Raw genomic sequence first — 22,740 nt, 5'->3', positions numbered from 1 at the left:
CAATGCCCGGCCTTTTGTCACGGGATATACATCAAAGCTATTTTCCGACGATATCCATCTCATTGAGCAGACGGTCTGCACCGTCAACTTTTTCCATAACCCAGAGCATATAGCGGCTATCCACATGAATGGAGCGTGTCGTGCGCGGATCAAAATCCCAGTCCGAATTCACGCTCTCAATCGTACCGTCAAACAGCAGGCCAACCAATTCACCGCGGGCATTCAGCGTCGCCGAACCGGAATTGCCGCCGGTCGAGTCCAGATCTGTGAGAAAATTGACCGGAACAGACCCGATAGACTTAAGCGCATAACGTCCGTAATCTTGGGCCTTAATCAGATCGAGCTGCTTTTGCGGAGAATTGAACGGATCCTCTGTCGTATCTTTCTCCACAATACCTTCAACGGTCGTGAAAGGCATATAGCTCATCCCGTCCTTAGGGGAACCGCCCATCACATTGCCGTAAGTTACGCGCAATGTAGAGTTAGCATCAGGATAGGCTGTCATGCCCTGCGATTTCTGCCATGCAATAATCGCTTCCATATATTTTGGCTCTAATACGGCGTAACGGCCCGAGCGCGCTTTAGACGCGTCTTCCATGGCTTTATTCTGCTCGAACAGAGCCACTGCCAATGTCATAAACGGGTCGGCGCTGGCCTCAAGCTCTTCAGGCGTGGCTGTCATCAAAGAGAGGCGCGTCTCTTTATCCGAAAGTGCTGTATTGGCGTAATACATATCGAGTTTATCCGATATGGCCTGCGCGCTCATCCCGTCGTTCAATCCTAAAGCGGTGTCAAATGCGGCCACGCGCTGCTCAGCGGGCTGCGCCATATAGCCTTTGAGGAACATCATCCACTCGGCTTTGTCCACAGCAGCGTCATAGCGGCGGTCAATCGCGGTTAGACTTTCTTTGATACGATCCAGATCACGCTCTTGATATCCGGTTTCGCGCTGGGCATCCGGCTTTTGGCTCTCTTTTGACAAACGGTAGAGACGCTTGGCTGCGCCCAGCATTTGCGGACGCGTTGCATTGCGGTACCAATGGTTTTGGCGGTTAGCAAAAGCTGTTTCCCGCGTCAGTATATCCAGATCGGCAATCGCTTCGGCGTAACCGGCGTCCGGAGCCTCTGCGGCAATCCAGCTATTGAGCGCGGCTTCACGGGCCCTGCGGCGGTCAACAAGTCCGACGCGGCGCGCGCCTTCGATCTGGCCGCCCAAGTTTTTCATATAATTATTTAAACCCGCCAAACGTGATTCGTATTTAATACGGGCATCACTGCCTTCGGCGGATGTATCTTTAATCGCGCCAATCCAGTCTTCGAGCATGGTGATCCATGTCGGATATTCCCATCCGAATGTATTTTCGACTTCGGTTAAGCGGGCATAGCGTGACGTGCGTCCCGGATAACCCGCCACCATAACAAAGTCGCCCTCGTCAAGACCGCCCGCAGACACTTTGAGCATATGCGGCGGTGTGTAAGGCACATTTTCTTCGGCAAAATCAGCAGACTTGCCTTCGGGCGAAACATAGCCGCGATAGAATGAAAAATCGCCTGTGTGCCGCGGCCATTGCCAGTTATCGATATCGCCGCCATATTTCCCGATCGGGCCGGCAGGCGCGTAAACGAGGCGCACATCCTTAATTTCGAGGCTCTTAATCAATTTATATTGCAGGCCGCCATAAAATGACGACACGTTACAACGATGGCCTTCATCGGCTTCGCATTCGGCGACGATAGCTTTGCGGTTATCATCAATGGCCGCGTAGCGATCCGCGCCGGTTAGGTCGTCTGATAAACCGCCTGTCACGCGCAGGGTCACATCCGTCAGATCGGTGGTCACATAAATACGCGAGCCCGGCGCAGCTGGAAGTTCGTCGTCCATCGCCTGAGCCAGAAACCCGTTATCCAGATAATTATTGTCCTCGGTCGAATTATATTGGATCGACCCGTAAGCGCAGTGATGATTGGTCACAACCAATCCCTGCGGGGATACAAATGACGCTGTACATCCGCCTAATGACACCACTGCTCCCATCGGAAATCCGGTCAAATCGGAAATTTGATTCGGATTTAATTTCAGACCTTTTTTGCGCAGATCCTTAGCAATTTCCGGTAATTGGTCAGGGGTATACATTCCCTCTGTTGCGGCGGCCAAAGGCGTGATTATCAAGCCGCTCATGAGGGCCGTACTGAAGAGTAAAGTGTGGGGTGTCATACGCATGGATGTGTCTCCGTTATTATATAACGCTGATTATGACGCATTAGATGGTTCTTAACAATAGAGGGAAAGGTCACGCCGAAAAATTTCATGATTTTAAAACGGGGATTATGGCTCATCGCGGTAACAGGTCCAACCTAGGTCAACCCTATTACCGCGATGGCGCCCCACACTGCAGTTTCATCCTCTCTCGAATGAAGTCTACAGGTATCCATAAGCTTTTGCCAAAACGCTTTATTTTGCGCTTAACGCGCTGTCCGGTATTACCAAATCGATAGAGCAAATCCGGAGTGGATCAGCAGAGCTGTTTCATGCAATCTACCTTACCTTGTATGAAAAGCCTAGCCCCTTCTCTTTTCAGGAGACTTTAAATGTCGCGCTCACGGCCGGAAGTCTCAAAACTGCATCAGGCCGGGCAGAGCGCGAAATTAAATTGTATATGTATAAAAACCGGCTAGTTTTTAATCACCGGACATCTTTCGGCGGTATTTGCGCGGTATAGTCTATGAAGTTTAGTGTTCCCGGGGTCTCCAAATATCAGTCTTATGTCTAAATCACACACACCACAGAGCGGGGCGCTCAAGAGCCCTCCGCCCACATTCGCGATCATCCTGACCGGTGACGGACTGTGGACGCCATTGGCGACCGCCGTATCAGAAGGCTTGGGGCTAGCCGGAATTAAAAGCACCCGGATAAAATCTCTGCATTATTTTTGGTCCGCGCAATCCCCCAAAACGCTCATGCTAGACCTTGCCGCGATGATGAAACTGCGCCGCGCCCGGCGCCCCAAATGCCGTTTCATACTCATTGGCTATTCATTCGGCGCAGGAACGCTCCCCTTTGCGGCCAATCTGCTGGGCCCCGCTATGATCGGCGCTGTCGATCTGGCCGTGCTGATCGCGCCGCCCGCCCATGCAGATTTCAAATTTCTTTTGCGAAGCTGGCTCAATAAATCTTCGCCCGATGCACGGCCCGTCGCGCCGCAAATTGCCGCGCTTTCAGACAAGCTGCCTGTGCTTTATCTGCGCGGACAGGATGACTATATCGGCCCCAGCGAAGTTATAGCGCCGCATGATAAATTGAAGCTGACCACTTTGCCGGGCGGGCATGATCTCAACGGGGATTATGACACAATCGCCCGGCTTATATGTGAGCGTTTAGACGCCTTACAAAACCCCGGGGTTTGAACATTTTAGGGGCGCGTCAGAACGATGTTGACCTAGCCCCGCTGGATAATTCCCAGAATTCCGCCGCCGCTCAACAGCGCCAGATTTCCCAGTGCCAGCGGCATGACCATTCGGCTCGGCGCGGCCAGATAGACCGGCTCCCATTGGGGATTGAATTTCGATTTAAACGCCCTCAAGCCCTCAAAACCGTAAAACCGTCCGCCATATTTATAGACCATAGCGCCAAGTTTGGACATGAAGGGCGCTAACTTACGCGCGTCCAGTCCAGCTAACGGCGCCATACCCAAACTGAAATAGCGGTAGCCCTCAGCCGCCCCCCACAACATGACTTCGGCAAATAAAAACTCCATCATCGCGTTCACGCCGACATCTTTATAGCGCATCAAATCCAGCGATAATTCGCGTTTATCAGCTGTCGTCCACAAATTGGCAAAGGCGACAATATCGCCGTCCTTTCGCACAACTGCGACAGGCTTGCCGTCAAACACATTTGCGTCAAAGCGCCCGAGCGAGAAGCCTTTCTCCCGGCCTTGATGCATGTCCAGCCACGCATCAGATACGGCCCTAAGACTCTCCATATCCGCGCTGTCTCTGGCCGGATAAATGATTTCGAAACTGCAGCCTTCGCGCACAGCCCGGCTTTTCGCCTGTCTGAACCGCGCCTTGGCTGGCCCGTCCAAAGTATAGCCCTCAATCGGCACCAGGGCCAGTTCGCCGATTTTCTGAACCGTCAATCCGACGTCGATAAAATCAGTCAGATTATCGTCGCGCACCGAATAAAAACTCGGCCATCCATCCCAGCTGTCAGCGAGTTGGCGAAACGTCCAGATCAGGTCTTTACGCTCTGCGGCCAATCCGACAGGCTCGCCCATCGCGACCCAGTTACGGCCTTTAATGCCATACATGATGAAGGAGTTACCGGACTCAGAAAACAGAAACTGTTTATCCCCCATCAGGGCCAGATTAGCTTCGGCTCCTGCCCCTTGGGCCTTAGCGATAATCTCTTGAACGCGCGCCATAATCTGCGCTGGCGGTTCGGCGCTATCGAGACGCGGTGCGGGCGCGAAGAGGCGGCGGACAAAATAAGCCGCAAATATCAGTCCGGCAATAAGGGCGGCGCGCAAAAACCGCGAAGCATCCGCGTCCGCATTGAAATTCAGCCAAAGCTTGTGCGAATAAACACTGTCCATATTGGCATAAAATCCAATCCAAAGCGCAAATCCACCTGCCGCAAGCAGCGCGCCTAAACGCGGCAAAGTAAGCCGCACCGCGCCAAGCTGGCCTTTCCGGTAAAACGCGGCCCGCGATAAAAATAGCGCCGCGCTGAGCAGCAGCAAGATGAGCGCGCCGCGCAAATCTCCGCCTTTGAGGAATGTGAACAGTGCGCCCAATATGAGCATAATGACCGTCGTCAGCCACGCGCTTTGCAGGCGGCGGCGCAGTCCGAAAGAGCTAAGGAGCAGCATCGTACCGGCAGCGCTCGCCAATATATGCGATAGGCTCATTATGGCAGGAGGAAGCAGCCGGCTCGCCCAGTCCAACGGCGCCAGCGTCAAGGGCAGCGCCGCGCCGATGAGCAGGGCCGCGCCGGTCATAAAGCTGAGCAGCGCGTAAGTAATCGGGGCCACGCCTTCGAAGAAATCAATCGTGCGCTCGCCGCCCTTGAGCAGCCTGTCTTTGGATTTTGCCGTGCTGCGAAAGCCCAGCACAAGCGCAGCGATCAGAAGCGGCAGAAAGTAATAAATAGCCCGATAAGCGATCAGCGCCGCCGCAACAAAAACGACATCGCCTGTTGGGATAAGCAGCAAAATTATCGCTTCGAAAACCCCGATACCGCCCGGCAATCCACTGGCCGCTCCGGCGTAATGGGCCGCTACGAATAACGGAACGAATGCGACAAATGAAAATTCAGGATTAGACGGTAGCAATAAGATATAGAGCACAGCTGCCGCTGCGGCCCAGTCGACGATACCCGCCGCCCATTGACGGGCCATCAGACTGGCCGGCGGACGGTTAAAGCTAATGTTAAAGACGCTGCGGGTCTCCCCTCCGGCGCGCAAATAAACCAATGCAGCGGCGATGCTGGCCGCGCCGGCTATTCCCAGAGCATATGTCAGTGCGGGTGATAAATGGAACACACGCTCGAAGACGCCAGGCTCCAGGAGCAGTCCCGCCGAGGCCAGGCTCAGCCCGCTCAGCCCCATAAACAGCGCGGTAATCAGCGCAATAACCGCCACATCGACGGCGGCCAGTCCCCACGCCGTATAAAGGCGGTAGCGCACAGCGTTTCCGGTTAGCGCGCTAAACCCGAGACTGTTGGAAATCGCGTAGGCCAGCACGGAGGCCATCGCCGTTTGGCGCAGTGGCAAGCCGCGTTCTGTATATTTTAAGGCAAAGAAATCATAAAAGGCGACGGCGCTGAAACTGACCAGAGTCATCACAAGGGCAAATGCAATATGTATCGGTGAAATTGACGACAGCGCGCCCGCAATATGATCGAATGAAAAAGCTTTGATCTCATTATGAATGAAAGCGATGGCGAGGCCGAACATCAAAAGGCCAACCGCGACAGTCAAGACTTGCCGCGGCGACAGGGCAAAGGGCCGGGCCGCTTTATCAGGCGTTTGTGGACGCAGCGCGCCGGGCATATCCGGTATCATTGGCATAATGGCTTCATCCCCAAACAGCGCCATGCGCCGACTCATTAATTCCCTGGCGACATCTACACGTTAGGGGCGGCGCGCGCTACGGCTTAGTCACACGGGCTTAGCTCGAATATATCAACGCTTTTGACCGCAGTAGAAATCGCTTTCTGACAGGCCGCCATATGGGGCTGTTTCATATGGGCATCCATAGACGGCTTATCCGCCCAGCGCTCAATAAAGACAAAGTGGTTGGGGTCAGTTTTATTGGTATGAAGCACGTAACTCTCGCAGCCATTTTCCGCGCGTGTCGGAGACAGCAGCTTTTTTAGCTCAGCTAAAACAAGGTCGCGCTGTTCAGGGATGGCATGGATATGGGCAGTAACGATAAGCGGCATAGGGATCTCCGGACGGGTTGAGGGGTAGCCTAGGCCGCGCGGTCAAAGATAACCAGCCCTACCCGTCCTCACCCAGTTGCAGCGCGAGCGCGGCCGCCATGAACGCGTCCAGATCACCGTCCAGCACGGCGTCGGTTTGCGAGGTTTCGACGCCTGTGCGCAAATCTTTGACCATCTGGTAGGGCTGCAGGACATAAGAGCGGATTTGGTGGCCCCAGCCGATCTCGCCTTTATTATCGCTTACGCTTTGCGCCGCCTCTTCGCGTTTGCGCATCTCCAGCTCATAGACCCGCGCGCGCAGCATATCCCAGGCTTGCTTGCGGTTTTTGTGCTGGCTACGGTCATTCTGGCACTGGACAACGATAGTCTCGGTTTCGCCTGGCGGGGTATAGGTCAGGCGCACGGCGCTGTCAGTTTTGTTGATGTGCTGCCCGCCGGCCCCGCTGGCGCGGTAGGTGTCTGTGCGCACATCGCTCTCGGGAATATCAACATCAATTGTATCGTCGATTTCAGGATAGACCCAAACGGAGCTAAATGATGTATGGCGGCGAGCCGAGCTGTCAAACGGGCTGATGCGCACGAGGCGATGCACGCCGGATTCTGTCTTCAGATAGCCAAAAGCATTCTCGCCTTTGACATGGATCGTTGCCGATTTTATGCCCGCGCCGTCTCCCGCTTGTTCTTCAATGATATCAACTTTCATGCCCGCGCTATTGGCCCAACGCGTATACATGCGCAGCAGCATTTCTGCCCAGTCCTGCGCCTCCGTTCCGCCTGCGCCTGGATTGATCTCAACAAAAGCGTTATTTGCGTCGGCTTCGCCCGAGAGCAGCGCCGCGGTTTCGGCTTTGGCCGCGCGCCGCGCCGCCGCGCTCATCGTGGCCACCGCGTCAGCGAGAACGCCGGGCGCGTCTTCCATCTCGGCCATCTCGGCCAGTTCGCGTCCGTCATTAAGTTCGGTTTGCAGCTCGTCAATCACGGTAAAACTGTCGGAGAGACGCTGGCGTTCCTGCATCAGCTTTTGCGCTTCCTGGGGGTCATCCCAAAAGTCTTGGCGTTCAGAAAGGGCCGTTAATTCGGCCAAACGCCGCCGGGATTGCTCAGGGTCAAAGACGCCTCCTCAGCAGCGCCAGTGACTGCTCGATTTGCGCGGATAGATTTTCAATTTCTGCACTCATTATTAATTCCTATTGCCTTGGGCTCACCCCCTCCGACTTGCTCCGTAAGGTCGCAAGTCACCTCCCCCGCAAGCAGGGGAGGAAAGTTCACTCTATATTTTGCAAGATGAAGTCGCAAACGCCATCAATGTGATTATACACGTCATCATTCTGCACCCTGATGACGCGCCAGCCTTTGCCTTCCATATAGTCCGTTCGCTTCAAATCATGCGCGAGTTCGGCGTCCGTGGAATGTGTCGCGCCGTCAATCTCTATAACTAATCTCGATTTCATATGGGCAAAATCAGTAATATAAGGCCCAATGGGATGTTGGCGTCGAAACCTGTGCTTCTGTAATCGTCGGCTTTTTAGTTCACCCCATAATATCACTTCTGCATCCGTTAAATTTTTACGTAAATGCTTCGCAAATTGTCTTGACCGTTTCGTGTCGATGCGGATTTTCCTCCCCTGCTTAGCGGGGGAGGTGTCATCTGAGCCGCGCGAAGATGACGGAGGGGGTGCTCCCCTATCCAATTGTTGTAATCCCGCCCATATAAGGGATGAGCGCGTCCGGCACGGTAATGCTGCCATCGGCGTTTTGATAATTCTCCAGCACGGCAACGAGCGCGCGGCCGACCGCGAGGCCGGAGCCGTTTAGCGTATGGACGAAGCGGTTATCTTTGGGGCCGTGTTTATAGCGCGCATTCATGCGGCGGGCTTGGAAATCACCGCAATTGCTGACGCTGCTAATCTCGCGGTAACGGTCTTGGCTGGGCAGCCAGACTTCAAGATCGAATGTGCGGCGCGCGCCAAAGCCCAGATCCCCTGTGCATAGCTCAATCACGCGGTAAGGCAGATCGAGCTTGCGCAGAATATTTTCCGCGCAGCCTAGCATATGCGTATGCTCGGCCTCTGACTCCTCGGGCTTCGAAATACTGACCAGCTCGACTTTGATAAATTGATGCTGCCGGATCATGCCCTTCGTGTCCTGCCCCGCACTACCCGCCTCGCTGCGAAAACACGGCGTGCGCGCCACGTAGCGGCGCGGCAGGCTAGCCTCTTCGACAATGGATTCGCGGACGATATTGGTGAGGGACACTTCGGCGGTTGGGATAAGGTAATTGCCTGGTATAATTTCTTGAACTTGTGAAACATCGACGTCCCAAGAACCATTGGGCATATTACCGTCAGGGCTCATAGTAACAGCAGACATTGGGAATATGAAATCGTTGGCTGTGTTTTCCAAAAAGTCATCGATAGTAAACTTACCATTTTGACCGCTACCAGATTTAGGCTCACTTCTAACTGTAGAGTACAAATCCTCTTCGAATTTCGGAAGTTGCCCAGTACCAAACAAGGCATTCTCACGAACCATCAATGGCGGACTCACCTCCGTAAACCCACCCTCTTCCGTTTGCTGGTCGAGCATGAAATCGCCCAGTGCGCGTTCAAGGCGCGCAAGTTTTCCGCTCAAAATCACAAAGCGCGCGCCGGACATTTTGGCGGCGGTTTCAAAATCCATCAGGCCGAGCGCTTCGCCCAGATCGGCATGGTCTTTGGGGGCAAAATCAAATGTGCGCGGCGTGCCGTGGGTGCGCAGCTCGACATTATCGTCCTCAGACGCGCCTTCAGGAACATCATCAAACGGAATATTCGGTATTTCAGCGAGTTTTTTATCCTGAATAGCGCGTTCGCCGTCCAGCTGCGCGCCCATAGCGGCAATCACGTTTTTCGCGCCCGAGACTTCGGTTTTCAGGCGCTCAGCCTCCTCGCGATCACCTTTGGCCATAGCCTGACCGATTTTCTTGGACGCGGCATTGCGCGCCGCTTCGGCCTCTTGCTGAACCTGCACGCCTTTGCGGATGATCGCGTCACGGTCGAGAATGGACTTGGCCATCGGCGCGAGGCCGCGCATAGCGAGGCCTTTATCGAACGCGTCCGGGTTTTCGCGAATGGCTTTGATATCGTGCATTTTAGCGCCTTAATTTGCTTTGGCCGCGCTATAGCGGGCCAACGGATTTGGGTAAAGCTGTGAATACGGTCTAAGGCAATTCCAAACTATTAGCATATCCGAAAACTATACTTTTATTACACATTCTAAGAAACGGCCTTCTCCCGCCGGGAGAAGGTGGCCGAAGGCCGGATGAGGGGATATAATGCGCTAAATAATCGGTTGGGGGAAAACCTTGATGGGATGAAATATTGTTCACCTATCTTTATCAATTTCATAGCGCGCAATGTGAGTTATTTTCCCCTCACCCACCCTTCGGGCACCCTCTCCCATTAGGGAGAAGGTCGATAAAGGCGATATCGCACCCTAGAGTTCGCCTACTCCACACCCCGCTTCGTCACCGCGTAAACTGCAAAGCTGGCGAGCCAGTGAGAGCCGGAATAATGCGCGTCGGACACGGCGGCTGTGCCGGTCGATAAATGCAAGTCCCGCGACGCTTTGAGTGACGCAATACGCGGATCGCCTTTGGGCAGGCCCGCTATCATGCCGTCCAAATTCCAGGCGCGCGACAGGTTGACCCCGTCTAGATGCACGAGCTTCCCGTCGGTCGCGTCTTTGACCACGCCCGGCGCAAGCCAGTCGCCAGCCCCGTCCCGCGGAATATTGGGTAGAAATGCGGCCAGCCATTTTGAATACGCATCCGCGCTCATAAAACGGCGCATGAGATCGGCGGTCTGCAAGCACGGCGAGAGGAAATCCTCCCCGCTCGGCTCATAATTGATCGGGCAATTCACATCACCCTTGTGAAACTCAAGGCTCTTGGCTTTGATCTGCGCGGCAAACTCATCATGGCCCGCCACACCCGCGTAATCATACATCAGCGCAAAGCCAAAGGCGCTTTGGTTATGCGTACCGAGACGGATGGGATAAGCCAGATTTGGCAGCCAGCTTTGCGTCTTGGCAATGACGGCGTCTTCTAACGGCGTCAGCGCGTCAAGCATATCCGCTGCGCGCGGATCGTCCCACTGACGTAATTCAGCGCCGAGCTGGAGCAACCACGCCAAACCATAAGGCCGCTCAAATGAGCCGCGCCCTTCGGTCATAAGATAGGTGCGCTCGGCGGCCATATTTTCCGGCGTCAGATTGGCCTGCAATTTCGCCACAGCTTCGTCACGCCACGGCGCGTCCTGCGACCCGACATTAAGCAGGCGCACAAGCAGCCAATGCCCGTGGACGGAGCTGTGCCAATCAAAACAGCCGTAAAAGGCCGGATGCAACTCGCGCGGCGTTTTGGCATCTGCGTCGCCATTCATGGTGTGCGATATTTTATTAGGATATTCACGCTGCACGCAATCCAGCGCGAGACGGGCAAAGCGGTCCGACAATTCCGGCGTGAGTATCATGGCTGCGCTAGACCCTTTATTGGCGTCACATTTAATATCGACCGCCATATCATCAGCGGATTTAATCGCGGGATTAGGCACGGGGCAATCCGCCTCTAAGGTGATAGGGATTTCCGACGTCTTATCTGCGCCACACTCAATCTTTTTGACCATATCATCAGATGATTTAATGTCCGGATTGGGGGCGGGGCAATCCGCTTCCTGCGTGATGTAAGGATTTGCCGGATCTTCGATCGAGGCCTGTAGCTTTATCTGCGACTCAACCGCGTCCGTCGGGGCGTCTTTGGATCCGCAAGCTGCTAAAGTAATCGCTACGCCAATGAATAGAAGCTGTCTCATGATGTGGTCTCCCCGCCGGTTTTCTTATCCTCGTTGTCGTCCTCGTCTTTGTCGTCTTTATCCGCGCTCAATTTCGGCTCGACAAAGCTAACGCAGATAATTGAAATCTCATATAGCATATATAGCGCCAGACCCAAGCCAAGCTGGCTAAACGGGTCAGGCGGCGTCGCGATTGCGCCGAAAGCGGCAATGCCGACAATCGCGTAGCGGCGCGCTTTACGCAGGCCCTTCGCGCTGACAATCCCGACCCGTCCCATCAGGCTCAGCAGGACAGGCAACTGAAACGCAAGACCGAAGACGATGAACAAGGTCATGGCGAGCGAGAGATAGTCAGTGACATTCAGCAACGGCGCAACCGCCGTCGTGTCCGTCGCAAATTGCTGTTTCAAACCGAAGGTCAGAACGACCGGAAAGACGAAGAAAAACACCAGTGACGCCCCGGCTAAAAACAGAACCGGAGAAGCAATCAGATAAGGCAAAAAGGCCATACGCTCATTTTTATAAAGCCCGGGGGCGATGAAGCGGTAAAGCTGGTGCGCGATAATGGGAAACGAGATCACAAAGGCCCCGAACAGAGCGATTTTGAGCTTTACAAAAAATGCGCCGAGCGCCTGCGTGAAGATTAAATCCGTCGGGACGAAGCCGTCTTTTTGTAGCTCAAACACCGCTTTTTCATAGGGGATCAGCAGAAGTTTGAAGAGAAACTCGGAGAAAAATAGACAGAACAAAAATGTAATCGCAACCGCAATAACCATTTTAATCAGGCGCGTGCGCAGTTCCAGCAAATGGTCCAGGAGCGGCGCGCGGCTGGCCTCCATAACCTCTTCGTCATCAGCGGGTTTAACCGCCTTTTTAGTTTTAATTTTCTTGAGCGCCTTAAGCTTATCCGCGTCCGGCCCGATCTTTGGCTGTCCCATTACCCGGCCTCAGGCTTAGGCTTAGGCTTGGGTTTCGCCGCGGTCTTCTCTGTCCCAGTAGATTTAGGCTTTGGCTTGGCTGTAGCTTTCGCCGCAGTCTTCGCTTTCGGTTTTGCGCTCGTCTTGGTTTTAGGTTTGGCCTTTGGTTTTGAGGCGGCTTTGACTTTAGCCGGATCGGGCGTGTCTATGACGGGCGTTTGAGCTTTTAGCGGGGCGCTCTCGGCAGGTTTTGCCGGCGCCGTACGCGGATGGCTTAACGATGTGCCCTCGCGGATATCGGCATCCAGCGCGCGCATTTCGGACTCAAACGCTTTATCGGACAGCTCTCCAATTTTGCCCAGCGAACGCAGATCGGCGATCTCCTTACGCAGATCGTCCAAATCCGTCTCGCGGCCAATATCGTCAAATGCGGATTTAAACTCATTGCCCAGTTCACGGATTTTGCGTGTAAACTGACCGATCTTGCGCATCATAGCCGGAAGGTCTTTTGGCCCTACCACGATAATCGCGATAAGGCCGATAATCAGCATTTCGAACATGCCGAGCGAAGGTAACATGGCGGAGCCGGCCTTACTTTTTAGATTTGGTTTTTGGTTTTTCTGTCTCTTTAGGCGGGGTGATATCGATCGCCTCGTCTGCAGCGTCAGTATCGTCTTTCAAGTCCTTAAGGTCTTCTTTCAGACCTTTCCGGAAAGAGGTAATCCCCTTGCCCAAATCGCCCATAATGTTTGAAATACGGCCCTTGCCCCCGAAGAAAATCAGGATGAGCACGACAACGATTAATATTCCGGTCCAATGCGGCATAGCCCGCTCCTCTTAAATTTTTTTCATAGATAGCCCCTTGGCCGCCGCGCAGCAATAGCAGGTTGGGCAAATCACGCAGTTATCCCATAAAAAAACGGAGCCAGAGGCTCCGTTAAATGACGGTTAGCGGTCAATAGTCTAGCTGCTCATGACTTTCCAAAACGGATTATCTTCATCATCAAACCATTCGCGATGTCCATGACGAAATTCCAACACCGCGCTCGGAGAACACAGAAGGAGTAAGGCACTCGACGATCCTGCTTCTGTATCCTTGAAAGGGGGTTCATCATTTGCGATCCACTGGTTCATGGTGAAAACATTAGTCTCCGTTACAACAAAATCATCAAATGTAAAATCTTTAGGCGGCAATCCCATTTTAATAGTTTTACTGACATAATCCCCGGACGTGATCACTACTTTAGCGACTTTCCATCCTGCAGCGCTACGCTTGTTGTTATGCCCAATGAGAATCTTTGTGACCCCCCCTAAATCTTCATCTAAGTTAAAATAGTATGTTGAGTCTGAATCTCGCTCGTGATCATTGGTGCCGCCGACTTTAAAAGGCATAAACCAAGTACGAGTCCCATCGGGGTGGTCCAAATGTAGCGGCCCAGATTGCCCTGCTTTGCCAACAAGTTTAATTTTGACGTCAGCATTTGTACCGGCATTTTTTTCATCTGCCGTATATACCTCAACTGTATATATTTTACTCATAGTCTTTCCCCACACTTATTATATGTTAACTTATGTTAACCCCTTATTATTTGTAAGAGAGGCGCACAATGTCAAATAAGCAGACATTAATTAAGTTTAATGAATTCAAAAAGAGTAAAATGTGAGTAATATTATTTTTAAAACACGAAAGTTCACGAGGTTTTAATTTAGTATATGAATACAACCTTAAATATATAAAACGCCGAGCATTTCTCCTCAACATTCAAGGCTACGTAATTATCGTAAACTTCTAAATGTCACAGTGCATATAAAAATTTAATCCTCACGCTCATCATCCGCCAGAAAGTCCATAACAAATTCACGGTCCTCAAACTCGTCCTCATAGGGGTCTTCATCGGTGGCCATGGAAATCATCGGCGTCGGGACTTCGAAATCTTTAGGCAGGCGGCTATCGAGAAGGCCTGCGGCCTTGAGCTCGTCGCGGCCCGGAAGGTCGGTGATCTGTTCCAGGTTGAAATGGGCGAGGAAGTCCTCTGTTGTGCCATAGGTGACGGGACGACCGGGCGTGCGGCGGCGGCCACGCAGACGGATCCAGCTCAGTTCCATCAACACATCCAGAGTGCCTTTGGACACGGCTACGCCGCGTACATCTTCGATCTCTGCGCGGGTTACGGGTTGATGATAGGCGATGATGGAGAGGGTCTCGAGCGCCGCGCGAGACAGCTTTCGCGGGGTCTCTTTGATATCGACCAGATGATGTTCCAAATCCGGCGCCGTCTGAAAACGCCAGCGGCCGGCCACATTAACAAGGTTGATCCCCCGCCCCGCATAATTGCGGGCCAAGCGCGCGATTAATACGCCAACATCGGCGTCTTCGGGCATGCGCTCGCGCAATGTTTCGACATCAATCGGCTCTGCGGCAGCAAACATCAACGCTTCGAGAAGGCGCAGCTCTGCGTCCATAGCATCGCCATCGCCTTCGACTTTCAGGCGGTCAGCCAGACGGACAACATCATCATCCATGGCATCGGCGGCGCGTTTAACGCGGTCAGACGTATTTCGATCCATAACTTAACTCTCGTCTTTCCCGGGCGATTTAACGCGCGCACGAACAAATATAGGAGCGAATTCCCCGCTCTGCCGGATATCGATTTCGCCTTCTTTGGCAAGTTCAAGTCCGGCGAGAAAGGAACTGGCCATCACGCTGCGGCGCGGCACGGTCTCGTCGCCTATCATAATGCCGGTCGGCAATAGCGCGTCCAGAGATAACCATTCCAACGTTTTGCCGATAGCCCGCGACAGGCGCGAACGGGCTTCTTCAAGGGCAAAAACGATAGGTTTACGCAGCGTAACTTTCTTGATCGCATTCTGGCTTCGAATCTCGCCATAAGCTTTGAGCAGATCAAATATCTCAGCTTCATAAAGCGGGCTGGTGCGCGAGCGCAGGCCTTCCGGCGCGCCGCGCGAATGAATATTCTGCCCGATTTGCGGGAGTGAAAACAATGCGTCCGCAGCGCGGCGCATCGCGTCGAGGCGTTGCAGGCGAAAGGCCAGATGCGCAGCCAAAACCTCTTCTTCTAAAGGTTCTGCATCTGTGTCGTCTTTGGGCAGGATCAGACGCGATTTTAAATAGGCCAGCCACGCGGCCATGACCAAATAATCAGCAGCCAGTTCGATGCGCATATTTTGCGCGGCCTTGATAAAGGCGATATATTGCTCGGCCAGCTCTAATATCGATAGCCGCGCAAGATCGACTTTTTGCTTTCGCGCCAGCTCCAGCAGCAAATGCAGCGGGCCTTCATAACCGTCAATATCGAGGATCAGCGCTTCGCCGGACTCGTAAGCCTCGTCAGCAGTTTGAAAGTCCAGATCATCTTGGAAAACCTCGGCCATCAGGCCGCCCCGCCCATCAAGCGGTTAAATTCCGCCCGCCCGGACTCCACATCAAATGCATCAGGTTTATACGCGCTCAGATCAGCAATGCAGGCGCGCTCTAACGATTTACCGCGAAGACGCGACACGCCGGAGACGACCTTTACCATATTGGCCATATTGCCTGAGCAATGCAGCGCGATATCACAGCCCGCAGACAAAGCGCGGGACGACAATTTGGTCAGACTCCCCGACAGCGCTTTCATCTCCAGATCATCGGTCATGATAAGGCCGTCATAGCCCAGCGCGCCGCGCACGATTTGCGACATTCCGTCCGGAGATAATGTCAGCGGGGCGGCGCTGTCTATGGCCGCCAATGTAACATGAGCCGTCATGGCCATCGGCGCCATATTGAGCGCTTTAAACGGTACAAAATCTGTTTTTTTCAGCGTGGCGAGGTCAGTTTCAATCAGCGGCAAGGCCTTATGACTGTCCACCGTCGCCCGGCCATGACCGGGAATATGTTTAATCACGGGCGCGACGCCGCCGGACATATAACCTGCCATTACCGCATGGGCGAGCGCAATCACGCCTTCGGGCGTGTCGCCGTAAGCGCGGTCGGAAATAATCGGGTCGGCGTCTGCAACAGGGATATCTAAAACCGGCGCGCAATTGGCTGTCACGCCGACATCGCGTAGATCATGGGCGATCAGACGCGCGCCCAGATAGGCCGCGCGCGGCGCGTCTTGTCCGAGCGCCGCAAACCGGCTGGCGGCGGGATATTTTGGCCAATGCGGCGGGCCCATGCGCTGTACGCGCCCGCCTTCCTGGTCGATAAAGATCAGCGCGTCGCGTCCTACCGAAGCGCGCAGATCCGCGCAGAGGCGGCGCATTTGCGCAGGCGTTTCGATATTGCGCGCAAAGAGGATGAACGCCCACGGATCGGCGTCACGGAAAAATGCCGCTTCATTCGCCGACAGGCGCGAGCCTTCAAGCCCTAATATAACGGCGCGCGGCCCCATCAGCGTCCGGGCCACATCTAGCGGCGCACAACAAGACAGTCTTGCCCGCGTGTTTTAAGCTGTTCGCAGAACCGTTTGGCCTCATCACGCGCGCTAAATCCGGCTACGCGGAGCTGATAGAAAATACCCCGTTCGCCGCGGTCAACGCGGTTAATATCGCGGGCATAGCCGGACGGCAGGATCGCGCTGTGTTTGGCGGTAAACCCGGTCCAGAGCGTCTCGGCATCAGCCTGACTGCGCAGCGCTGCCACTTGTACGGCGTAATCTCCGCTGGCGGTAGCTGCAGGCGTCGGCGTCGGCGTCGCGGCGGGCTTGGCGGCAGGTTTGGCTTCGGGTGTGGAGGCCGGTACGTCAGGCTCATCCTGTCCGCGGATCCCGATTTTAATGCCGGGCGCGTCGGATCTGGCGGGCATTTGCACCGGCTCTTCGCTGTCTTTGATAATGGTGACGTCTTCGCGCGCAGGCTCGCCGTTCACGCGGTCATAGACGCTGATATCCTGATTAGGAGTTTGCTTACCGCCCGGATCATCCGGCTGGGATTTATACGGCGAGGTATCAGCGATAATGCGCGGCACTTCGCCGTCTCCGCGCGTGCCGGAGCCGTAAGCCTTCAGCACCAGAAAGGCGATGATCAATAAAACCGCAATCGCCCCGCCAAACAGCATAAAAGCGCGGCGGTTATCGGCCTGACGCGCGTCAAATTGCGGTTCTTCCATGGCAGGCGAATAGATCGGGCTGCTGTCATCTTCAGGAAAGCCGCCTCTGTCATCCGCGCCGTTCTGCTCTGTTATCATCATCTCTGTCCCCTGCTCGGCAGCGCTAAGCGCGCGCGAATCATTGCCCCATAAGTGCTATCATGACGGCCAAGACCGCTTTTATCAATTACCGCGTAAATATCCAGTTACGCTAAACAGTTTTCCATGCTCGGTCACAGCATATTGGTCGGTCATGCCGGCAATATAGTCACAGATCACGCGCGCACTGCCTGCCGTCTCCGGCCCGCTGCACTGGCGCGCTATAGCCGTGGGCAGCAGGTTGGGGCTTTGAATATACAGCCCGAACAGCTCCGCCACAACGCGCCGCGCCTGTCCCATCATACGGTTAACCTTGTAATGACGGTACATATTTTCAAACAGGAAACTGCGCAACGGCGCCTCGTGCGCCTTAAAGCCCGCTGAGAACGCGATCACAGGCGCAGACAGCTCGCGCACCGCCTGCGCGCTTTGCGGCTTATATCTCTGCAGCCGCGTGCGGCTCTCAGACAGCACGTCCGCCACCATAATGCCGATCATATCGCGCACAGCCTCGTGGATCAGGCGGTTCTCCGATATATCCGGATAGCGCGCCCGCGCGGCCTCAAACGCCGCCGCCACAAACGGCACGTCGCGCGTTATATCATCTATCGTGAACAGCCCGGCGCGTAGCCCGTCATCAATATCATGGTTATTATAGGCAATATCATCGGCGAGCGCGGCAACCTGCGCCTCCGGCCCGGCAAAGGTCGACAGCTCGAGGCGCTGATAATCATCCAGCGCGGTCAGCGCCCACGGCAGCTCTGCATCAATCCCTTCACCGACAATCGGCCCGTTATGCTTGGCAATCCCCTCCAGCGTCTCCCATGTCAGGTTCAACCCGTTAAACCCGGCATAGCGCCGCTCCAGCTCCTCAACAATGCGCAGGGTCTGCGCGTTATGGTCAAAGCCGCCATAGGGCGCCATCACCTCTTGCAGCGCTTCTTCGCCGCTATGGCCGAACGGCGGGTGGCCCAAATCATGGGCCAGCGCAAGGCATTCGGCCAAATCCTCATCCAGCCCCAAAACCCGCGCGATCGAGCGCGCAATCTGCGCCACTTCGAGGCTGTGGGTGAGCCGCGTGCGGTAATAATCGCCTTCATGGGCGACAAAGACCTGCGTCTTGCCCTTCAGACGGCGAAAGGCAGAGCTGTGAATGATGCGGTCTTTATCGCGCTGAAACGGACTGCGCTCACTGCCCGAGGGCTGGGCGATCCGCCGTCCGCGCGCGCTGGCCGGCTGGCTGGCATAGACGGCGCGCGGCGCGGCAGGCGGGAAATCGGTGATAAATGGCTGGCTCATGACCGCTCCTGATCGTCATTATAGCGGCGCGGCTCTACCCGGCCTGTGTAAAACCGGGCTTGGGAATCGGCGCGCCGCCCCCTATATAGAGAGCATAGCCGCCGGTGCACACCCCATGAAGGGGCGCAATGACGGCGCAGTGATGAGAGATGATATGAGCCAAACTGCCACAGACCAGTCCGATACGGCCAAGAACAGCCCCGCCGTCCCCGCCGCCCTGCCCGTCACCATGTCGGAAAACGCCGCGACCCAGATCAAAAAAATCATGGGCCAACCCGGCGCAGGCACCTATATGCGCGTCGCCGTCAATGGCGGCGGCTGCTCCGGCTTTCAATATGAATTCGGCTTCGCTGACAGCGCCAATGAGGATGACCTCGTGATAGAGCGCGACGGCGCGAAAATCCTGATCGATGAAATGAGCCTCGAATTTCTCACCGGCAGCGAGATCGACTATACCCGCGAAATCATCGGCGCCGCGTTCAAAATCAACAACCCCAATGCAGTCGCGAACTGTGGCTGCGGCACGAGTTTTAGTATTTGATGGGGGGGGGACGGTTCAATTGCAGATTTAATAACGTTCATAATCCAAAGAAATTGTATTGAGCGGAACCGTATTCTCAGATCTAATTATTTAGAAAATAATTGCTAACTTTTACTTTCTGCAGGTCATCCATCTTCATTAGTTCGGAATACTTTTTGTTCTCCACAATAAAGTGTTACAGGGCCGTCTGACGAAACAACGAAAACAAGCCCTTGGATCATAGATGAAAAACTCTGAGAAGTGAGGTGGCGAGTACCACCATCAGATTCGTTCACAGAAATTTTATCTCTTGGAATGACAAGCCAACTCTTCGCAGCCTTAACTACCCCATCGCTTGAAAGGACTACGGCACCATCAGTATTTTTCATGAGATTTCCGAGTATGGTCTGGTGGGCTCTTTGTGTTACATCCAAACCCCACGGAAAACTCATAGAATTCTTCAAATTCAATAATTCAGTTTCTTCAATGATGTGTGAGGTCTCGCAATAATCGATTGGGTCATCTGGGTGGAGGAGCACAAATGTACCTCCAACACCTGGTATTGGACTCAAAATATGGATCGCCATCCTTAATATGGAATCTAAAGTTTGCTTTTCCCATGGATTGTCCGTCCACTTGGCCTCAATAAAATCCATGAGTTTAGACTTGAAATGATATTGATACCTGAAAAACTCTAATCTTGCATCTCTGTGAACTACAATTCCTTCCCTACATAGAATTGTTATTTCACCGGACTTTCCTTTCTTTACTGCGTATAGTTCTTTGGATGGGGTTTCTGTGTGTGAGTTGCCGGACAGCTTATATAAAACATCATCTCGAAGTGTAAATAAATCCAGCTCATTTATGATTGGCTCTGTAAGCACAACTACACCTCGATCACCATTTCCTCTCAGGCGAAACACAGTGACACCGTCGCAGTATGTCTGCGCCAGATTCGTATCATCATTTATTTTAATGTCGAAAGGAAGATCTTGCTTATATTTATTGAATGGGTGAGAACAGATTATAGCCCCGTGAATAGGCTTTTGTCCCTCAAAGGCAGGCTCGAATATTGTTTCTACCACTTCGCGAAGAAGGGATTGTTTCAAATTGTGAGGGTCATCTTGCAAAAACCCATTTTCATCAAATTCTCGTTCCAAGAATGTGATATGCCGTTCCTGTTCAGCCCCCAGATCAATCATGGTTTAGCGTGAACATGATGAGCAACTATTTCCGCATCTCGCAGAGTTGTTAAAAGTTGCACAAAAATCTGGTCGATGTTTAAAATGATTTTTCCAAAGGCTACAAGTTTGTTCATATGCCTCAATCAAGCACTTTTCATCCTCGGGGCCATTTAATCCGAAATATGGATTATGGTGTAAGAACTCTCCATAAATATACACGCAGTCCTTCGCATATGCTAGTGTATCAAGAATATGGGCATGCCAAACACAGTCTATCAATTGTGTTGGTATTATCCTCTTCTGCCTATATGCGTAATTAAGAGCCAGAAACTCTCTATAAAGAGAGACGGCCAACTTTACTTCAAACTCTGACTTATTCTTCAATGAGCCTTCCGGTGATCGAAGTTTTATTTCGATTTTAGACAAGTCGATTAGTTTTGCACGCCTATACCCCTCATTAATCGCTACAAATTCATTGCAGACATTATATGTTTTTGTACAAGTCTTTACTTCCACAACATCCTCCATCTAACGTTAATTTTATTATAACCTTCATCCGCTCTTATACAATAGCGAGTATTTTCCCTAATTCTTTGATTAAAGTTGTTATTGATTTCGTAAAGGATCAAATTAGCAATAATGACCTAATTTAACTTTATGCCTTTATTTTTAAACTTAACCTGCATAGTCAAAGTGTAAAAAAATCTTTTGTAATATCCGCTTTTCCCGCAAACAGCATATCCACGCCTCACCCATGTTATACTGCGCGAATAACACGCGACTTCATATATACTCAAGCGCTGCACGTTACGGTGGCGATGCTTTTAGCAGGGATTGACCACCTATCGCTGACGCACACAAAGCGAAGTCACATTATAGTACCGTCATCCTCGGGCCTGACCCGAGGATCCATGTCGTAATAATGAATTCATGCAGCCTTGTGTGTATATATAGCCTCTAGCGCCACGGCACTATTTATATCGGTGTCACGTCTGATTTGGCATCACGCGATTGGGCGCATTATTCACGTTCAAATCCCAAAAGTTTCACGGCGCGTGCGAATGCTCGTTACCTCGTCTGGTATGAAGAGCATGAGATTATGGCCGATGCTATCCAGCCCGAAAAGAGCCTGAAGCGGAGGTATCGGGATCGGAAAATTAAACTCATCAAGACAACAAACCGCGTTGGCACCCGATAAACCCCGACATGGGAGACTTTATGTATGACGGGGATTGGCTAAGTTGGTTTGCGTGCTTGGTTTGGGGTTCATCGCGCCGCGCGATATATGCGGAAACGTGGACCCTCGGGTCATGCCCGAGGGTGACGGCGGATGGCTGGATTGAGAACAGCGGACTTGCGTCTGTCAGCTTTCGCCAGAGCTCTAGCTGACCTACACTTTCGCGCTTAACCGTAGGTCGGATAGAGCCACAGCGAAATCCGACATCGCGTCGCGACACATGAGTCGCGACACGTTATCTGCACGGGACGGAACCAACAATCCCCATCCCAACAATCCACGCTTGCTGACCCGTGTTGAGCGCATTAATCGGGTGGCGATACGCAAGGCGCGCATTTGGGCGCTCCACCATCGCCCCGTCCTTCGACCGGGCCGCCGGAGCGGATGAGGCTCCCTTTTGGATTTTATCCTTTAGAGGCTCAATCAAATTCTACAAACCATACTCCCGTCTATCGGCCCTCTCCCTGATGGGAGAGCCGGGCCGCCGTTGCGGGTGCCCGACAGGGCGGGTGAGGGGCGTTGAATTGAGGGCCTGCATCAGGCGCGGGCTTTCGGTGCTCGCTGTGCACGCATTTCCCCTCATCCGGCTGTCGCCACCTTCTCCCATCAGGGAGAAGGCAGGTATCTTTGAGGGTGTACAAGGCGTTGATCCCATTATTTACCCTGCTATCCCCGCTTTCGCCCTCACCTTCCCCCCATAAAACCGCACTTCAAAATAAATGCGTCCCCGCCTCCCCAATCACCCCTATCTTTAAACTTGTCTCTTGTGGCGGGCCGGGTGTCGACGTTCGGAACTTATGAGAGATCGGTATTGGATCCGGGCGAGGTGGGGTTACGGCCTACATCAAACGGGTTTGGGAGCATTCTGCGCTGCGGAGTGTGGCCTTAGCGAGAGCCGCGTATCGGCCGTGAGATATCGCCGCGAAGCTAACTCTTTGCGAAACACTTACCATTAGGTCTCCGGCAACGAGACGGCTTCGCGGACGCGCCCGCAAATAATTGAGAATGTGACGACCCGATGCGTCACCGCATGATGACGCTTGGGCGATGCCCCCTCCTTCACCCGCCCGATGGTCGGGTGCCACCCGCTCCGGCGGCTGTCACGCAGTGACTGATGGGAT

General features: G+C 53.5%; 20 protein-coding genes. 3 read left to right on the top strand and 17 right to left on the bottom strand.

The genetic code is table 11. The annotated features are described in order from the left end of the window. Positions 1-37: 37 nt before the first annotated feature. Entirely contained in the window at positions 38-2,221 is a 2,184-nt protein-coding gene (locus H142_RS0101490) for a S46 family peptidase (RefSeq protein ID WP_156811850.1), read from the bottom strand. Between the two features lie 542 nt (positions 2,222-2,763). Here H142_RS0101490 and H142_RS0101480 point away from each other — a divergent pair. Beyond that, a complete protein-coding gene (locus H142_RS0101480) occupies positions 2,764-3,405 on the top strand; it encodes an AcvB/VirJ family lysyl-phosphatidylglycerol hydrolase (protein WP_017930318.1) in 642 nt (213 codons plus the stop codon). Between the two features lie 32 nt (positions 3,406-3,437). On the opposite strand, the gene mprF is transcribed toward H142_RS0101480, so the two are convergent. The 15 genes from mprF to H142_RS0101405 all read right to left on the bottom strand — a co-directional run bounded on the left by mprF (position 3,438) and on the right by H142_RS0101405 (position 18,678). Further along, positions 3,438-6,110 carry a bifunctional lysylphosphatidylglycerol flippase/synthetase MprF gene (mprF, locus tag H142_RS13910; protein WP_017930317.1) on the bottom strand — a complete coding sequence of 891 codons (2,673 nt, stop codon included), beginning with the start codon at positions 6,108-6,110 and terminating at the stop codon, positions 3,438-3,440. A 47-nt stretch (positions 6,111-6,157) separates the two neighbouring features. Continuing rightward, the gene (locus tag H142_RS0101470; protein WP_017930316.1) at positions 6,158-6,445 is read right to left on the bottom strand and encodes a putative quinol monooxygenase; all 288 of its coding nucleotides are present in this window, start codon (positions 6,443-6,445) and stop codon (positions 6,158-6,160) included. Between the two features lie 58 nt (positions 6,446-6,503). Then, positions 6,504-7,623, bottom strand: a protein-coding gene (gene prfB / locus H142_RS0101465) for a peptide chain release factor 2 (RefSeq protein WP_156811849.1) whose coding sequence is annotated in 2 segments (ribosomal slippage) — positions 6,504-7,553 and positions 7,555-7,623 — 1,119 coding nt in all. Because the reading frame shifts where the segments join, the coding sequence is not laid out codon by codon here. Between the two features lie 87 nt (positions 7,624-7,710). Further along, positions 7,711-8,193, bottom strand: coding sequence for an endonuclease domain-containing protein (locus H142_RS16600; RefSeq protein WP_083898902.1), 483 nt, complete (start codon positions 8,191-8,193; stop codon positions 7,711-7,713). Continuing rightward, a complete protein-coding gene (gene serS / locus H142_RS0101455) occupies positions 8,129-9,574 on the bottom strand; it encodes a serine--tRNA ligase (RefSeq protein WP_017930313.1) in 1,446 nt (481 codons plus the stop codon). Before serS ends, H142_RS16600 begins: the two co-directional genes overlap by 65 nt. A gap of 356 nt (positions 9,575-9,930) precedes the next feature. After that, positions 9,931-11,295 (bottom strand): DUF2891 domain-containing protein, encoded by a 1,365-nt coding sequence (locus tag H142_RS13905; RefSeq protein ID WP_017930312.1) that lies wholly within the window; start codon positions 11,293-11,295, stop codon positions 9,931-9,933. Then, positions 11,292-12,212, bottom strand: coding sequence for a twin-arginine translocase subunit TatC (gene tatC / locus H142_RS13900; protein ID WP_017930311.1), 921 nt, complete (start codon positions 12,210-12,212; stop codon positions 11,292-11,294). Before tatC ends, H142_RS13905 begins: the two co-directional genes overlap by 4 nt. Then, entirely contained in the window at positions 12,212-12,769 is a 558-nt protein-coding gene (gene tatB, locus H142_RS13895) for a Sec-independent protein translocase protein TatB (RefSeq protein ID WP_083898901.1), read from the bottom strand. Before tatB ends, tatC begins: the two co-directional genes overlap by 1 nt. A 13-nt stretch (positions 12,770-12,782) precedes the next feature. Continuing rightward, positions 12,783-13,016, bottom strand: coding sequence for a twin-arginine translocase TatA/TatE family subunit (locus H142_RS0101435; protein WP_017930309.1), 234 nt, complete (start codon positions 13,014-13,016; stop codon positions 12,783-12,785). Positions 13,017-13,154: 138 nt separating this feature from the next. Next, the gene (locus H142_RS0101430) at positions 13,155-13,730 is read right to left on the bottom strand and encodes a PLAT/LH2 domain-containing protein (RefSeq protein WP_017930308.1); all 576 of its coding nucleotides are present in this window, start codon (positions 13,728-13,730) and stop codon (positions 13,155-13,157) included. Positions 13,731-14,006: 276 nt separating this feature from the next. After that, positions 14,007-14,759 carry an SMC-Scp complex subunit ScpB gene (gene scpB / locus H142_RS0101425; RefSeq protein WP_017930307.1) on the bottom strand — a complete coding sequence of 251 codons (753 nt, stop codon included), beginning with the start codon at positions 14,757-14,759 and terminating at the stop codon, positions 14,007-14,009. 3 nt (positions 14,760-14,762) lie between these two features. Next, positions 14,763-15,584 carry a segregation and condensation protein A gene (locus tag H142_RS0101420; RefSeq protein WP_017930306.1) on the bottom strand — a complete coding sequence of 274 codons (822 nt, stop codon included), beginning with the start codon at positions 15,582-15,584 and terminating at the stop codon, positions 14,763-14,765. Next, positions 15,584-16,585: a beta-N-acetylhexosaminidase gene (gene nagZ, locus H142_RS0101415; RefSeq protein WP_017930305.1), complete on the bottom strand. Its 1,002-nt coding sequence runs from the start codon at positions 16,583-16,585 to the stop codon at positions 15,584-15,586. Before nagZ ends, H142_RS0101420 begins: the two co-directional genes overlap by 1 nt. 17 nt (positions 16,586-16,602) lie before the next feature. Beyond that, positions 16,603-17,382, bottom strand: coding sequence for an SPOR domain-containing protein (locus H142_RS0101410; RefSeq protein WP_017930304.1), 780 nt, complete (start codon positions 17,380-17,382; stop codon positions 16,603-16,605). An 81-nt stretch (positions 17,383-17,463) separates the two neighbouring features. Next, positions 17,464-18,678, bottom strand: coding sequence for a deoxyguanosinetriphosphate triphosphohydrolase (locus tag H142_RS0101405; RefSeq protein ID WP_017930303.1), 1,215 nt, complete (start codon positions 18,676-18,678; stop codon positions 17,464-17,466). On the opposite strand from H142_RS0101405, the gene erpA reads away from it, so the two are divergent. Further along, complete coding sequence (gene erpA, locus H142_RS0101400; protein WP_017930302.1) at positions 18,677-19,219, top strand: iron-sulfur cluster insertion protein ErpA; 543 nt, start codon at positions 18,677-18,679, stop codon at positions 19,217-19,219. The two genes, H142_RS0101405 and erpA, sit on opposite strands and share 2 nt — an antisense overlap. A gap of 125 nt (positions 19,220-19,344) precedes the next feature. Here erpA and H142_RS0101395 read toward each other — a convergent pair whose 3' ends face one another. Further along, complete coding sequence (locus tag H142_RS0101395; RefSeq protein WP_017930301.1) at positions 19,345-20,400, bottom strand: diadenylate cyclase; 1,056 nt, start codon at positions 20,398-20,400, stop codon at positions 19,345-19,347. A 979-nt stretch (positions 20,401-21,379) separates the two neighbouring features. Here H142_RS0101395 and H142_RS17220 point away from each other — a divergent pair. After that, complete coding sequence (locus H142_RS17220; RefSeq protein WP_407689914.1) at positions 21,380-21,580, top strand: GIY-YIG nuclease family protein; 201 nt, start codon at positions 21,380-21,382, stop codon at positions 21,578-21,580. Positions 21,581-22,740: the final 1,160 nt, after the last annotated feature.

Source organism: Robiginitomaculum antarcticum DSM 21748, from assembly GCF_000365025.1.
GTDB lineage: Bacteria > Pseudomonadota > Alphaproteobacteria > Caulobacterales > Maricaulaceae > Robiginitomaculum > Robiginitomaculum antarcticum.
The sequence above is the reverse complement of the archived record's forward strand: the minus strand, read 5'-3'. Positions and strand labels throughout refer to the sequence as shown.

What these genes read in the sequence shown, in the direction of transcription:
- H142_RS0101490 (WP_156811850.1), bottom strand. Translation starts at nt 2,221, where the DNA reads ATGCGTATGACACCCCACACTTTACTCTTCAGTACGGCCCTCATGAGC.
- H142_RS0101480 (WP_017930318.1), top strand. Translation starts at nt 2,764, where the DNA reads ATGTCTAAATCACACACACCACAGAGCGGGGCGCTCAAGAGCCCTCCG.
- mprF (WP_017930317.1), bottom strand. Translation starts at nt 6,110, where the DNA reads ATGAGTCGGCGCATGGCGCTGTTTGGGGATGAAGCCATTATGCCAATG.
- H142_RS0101470 (WP_017930316.1), bottom strand. Translation starts at nt 6,445, where the DNA reads ATGCCGCTTATCGTTACTGCCCATATCCATGCCATCCCTGAACAGCGC.
- H142_RS16600 (WP_083898902.1), bottom strand. Translation starts at nt 8,193, where the DNA reads ATGGCAGCATTACCGTGCCGGACGCGCTCATCCCTTATATGGGCGGGA.
- serS (WP_017930313.1), bottom strand. Translation starts at nt 9,574, where the DNA reads ATGCACGATATCAAAGCCATTCGCGAAAACCCGGACGCGTTCGATAAA.
- H142_RS13905 (WP_017930312.1), bottom strand. Translation starts at nt 11,295, where the DNA reads ATGAGACAGCTTCTATTCATTGGCGTAGCGATTACTTTAGCAGCTTGC.
- tatC (WP_017930311.1), bottom strand. Translation starts at nt 12,212, where the DNA reads ATGGGACAGCCAAAGATCGGGCCGGACGCGGATAAGCTTAAGGCGCTC.
- tatB (WP_083898901.1), bottom strand. Translation starts at nt 12,769, where the DNA reads ATGTTACCTTCGCTCGGCATGTTCGAAATGCTGATTATCGGCCTTATC.
- H142_RS0101435 (WP_017930309.1), bottom strand. Translation starts at nt 13,016, where the DNA reads ATGCCGCATTGGACCGGAATATTAATCGTTGTCGTGCTCATCCTGATT.
- H142_RS0101430 (WP_017930308.1), bottom strand. Translation starts at nt 13,730, where the DNA reads ATGAGTAAAATATATACAGTTGAGGTATATACGGCAGATGAAAAAAAT.
- scpB (WP_017930307.1), bottom strand. Translation starts at nt 14,759, where the DNA reads ATGGATCGAAATACGTCTGACCGCGTTAAACGCGCCGCCGATGCCATG.
- H142_RS0101420 (WP_017930306.1), bottom strand. Translation starts at nt 15,584, where the DNA reads ATGGCCGAGGTTTTCCAAGATGATCTGGACTTTCAAACTGCTGACGAG.
- nagZ (WP_017930305.1), bottom strand. Translation starts at nt 16,585, where the DNA reads ATGGGGCCGCGCGCCGTTATATTAGGGCTTGAAGGCTCGCGCCTGTCG.
- H142_RS0101410 (WP_017930304.1), bottom strand. Translation starts at nt 17,382, where the DNA reads ATGATGATAACAGAGCAGAACGGCGCGGATGACAGAGGCGGCTTTCCT.
- erpA (WP_017930302.1), top strand. Translation starts at nt 18,677, where the DNA reads ATGACCGCTCCTGATCGTCATTATAGCGGCGCGGCTCTACCCGGCCTG.
- H142_RS0101405 (WP_017930303.1), bottom strand. Translation starts at nt 18,678, where the DNA reads ATGAGCCAGCCATTTATCACCGATTTCCCGCCTGCCGCGCCGCGCGCC.
- H142_RS0101395 (WP_017930301.1), bottom strand. Translation starts at nt 20,400, where the DNA reads ATGATTGATCTGGGGGCTGAACAGGAACGGCATATCACATTCTTGGAA.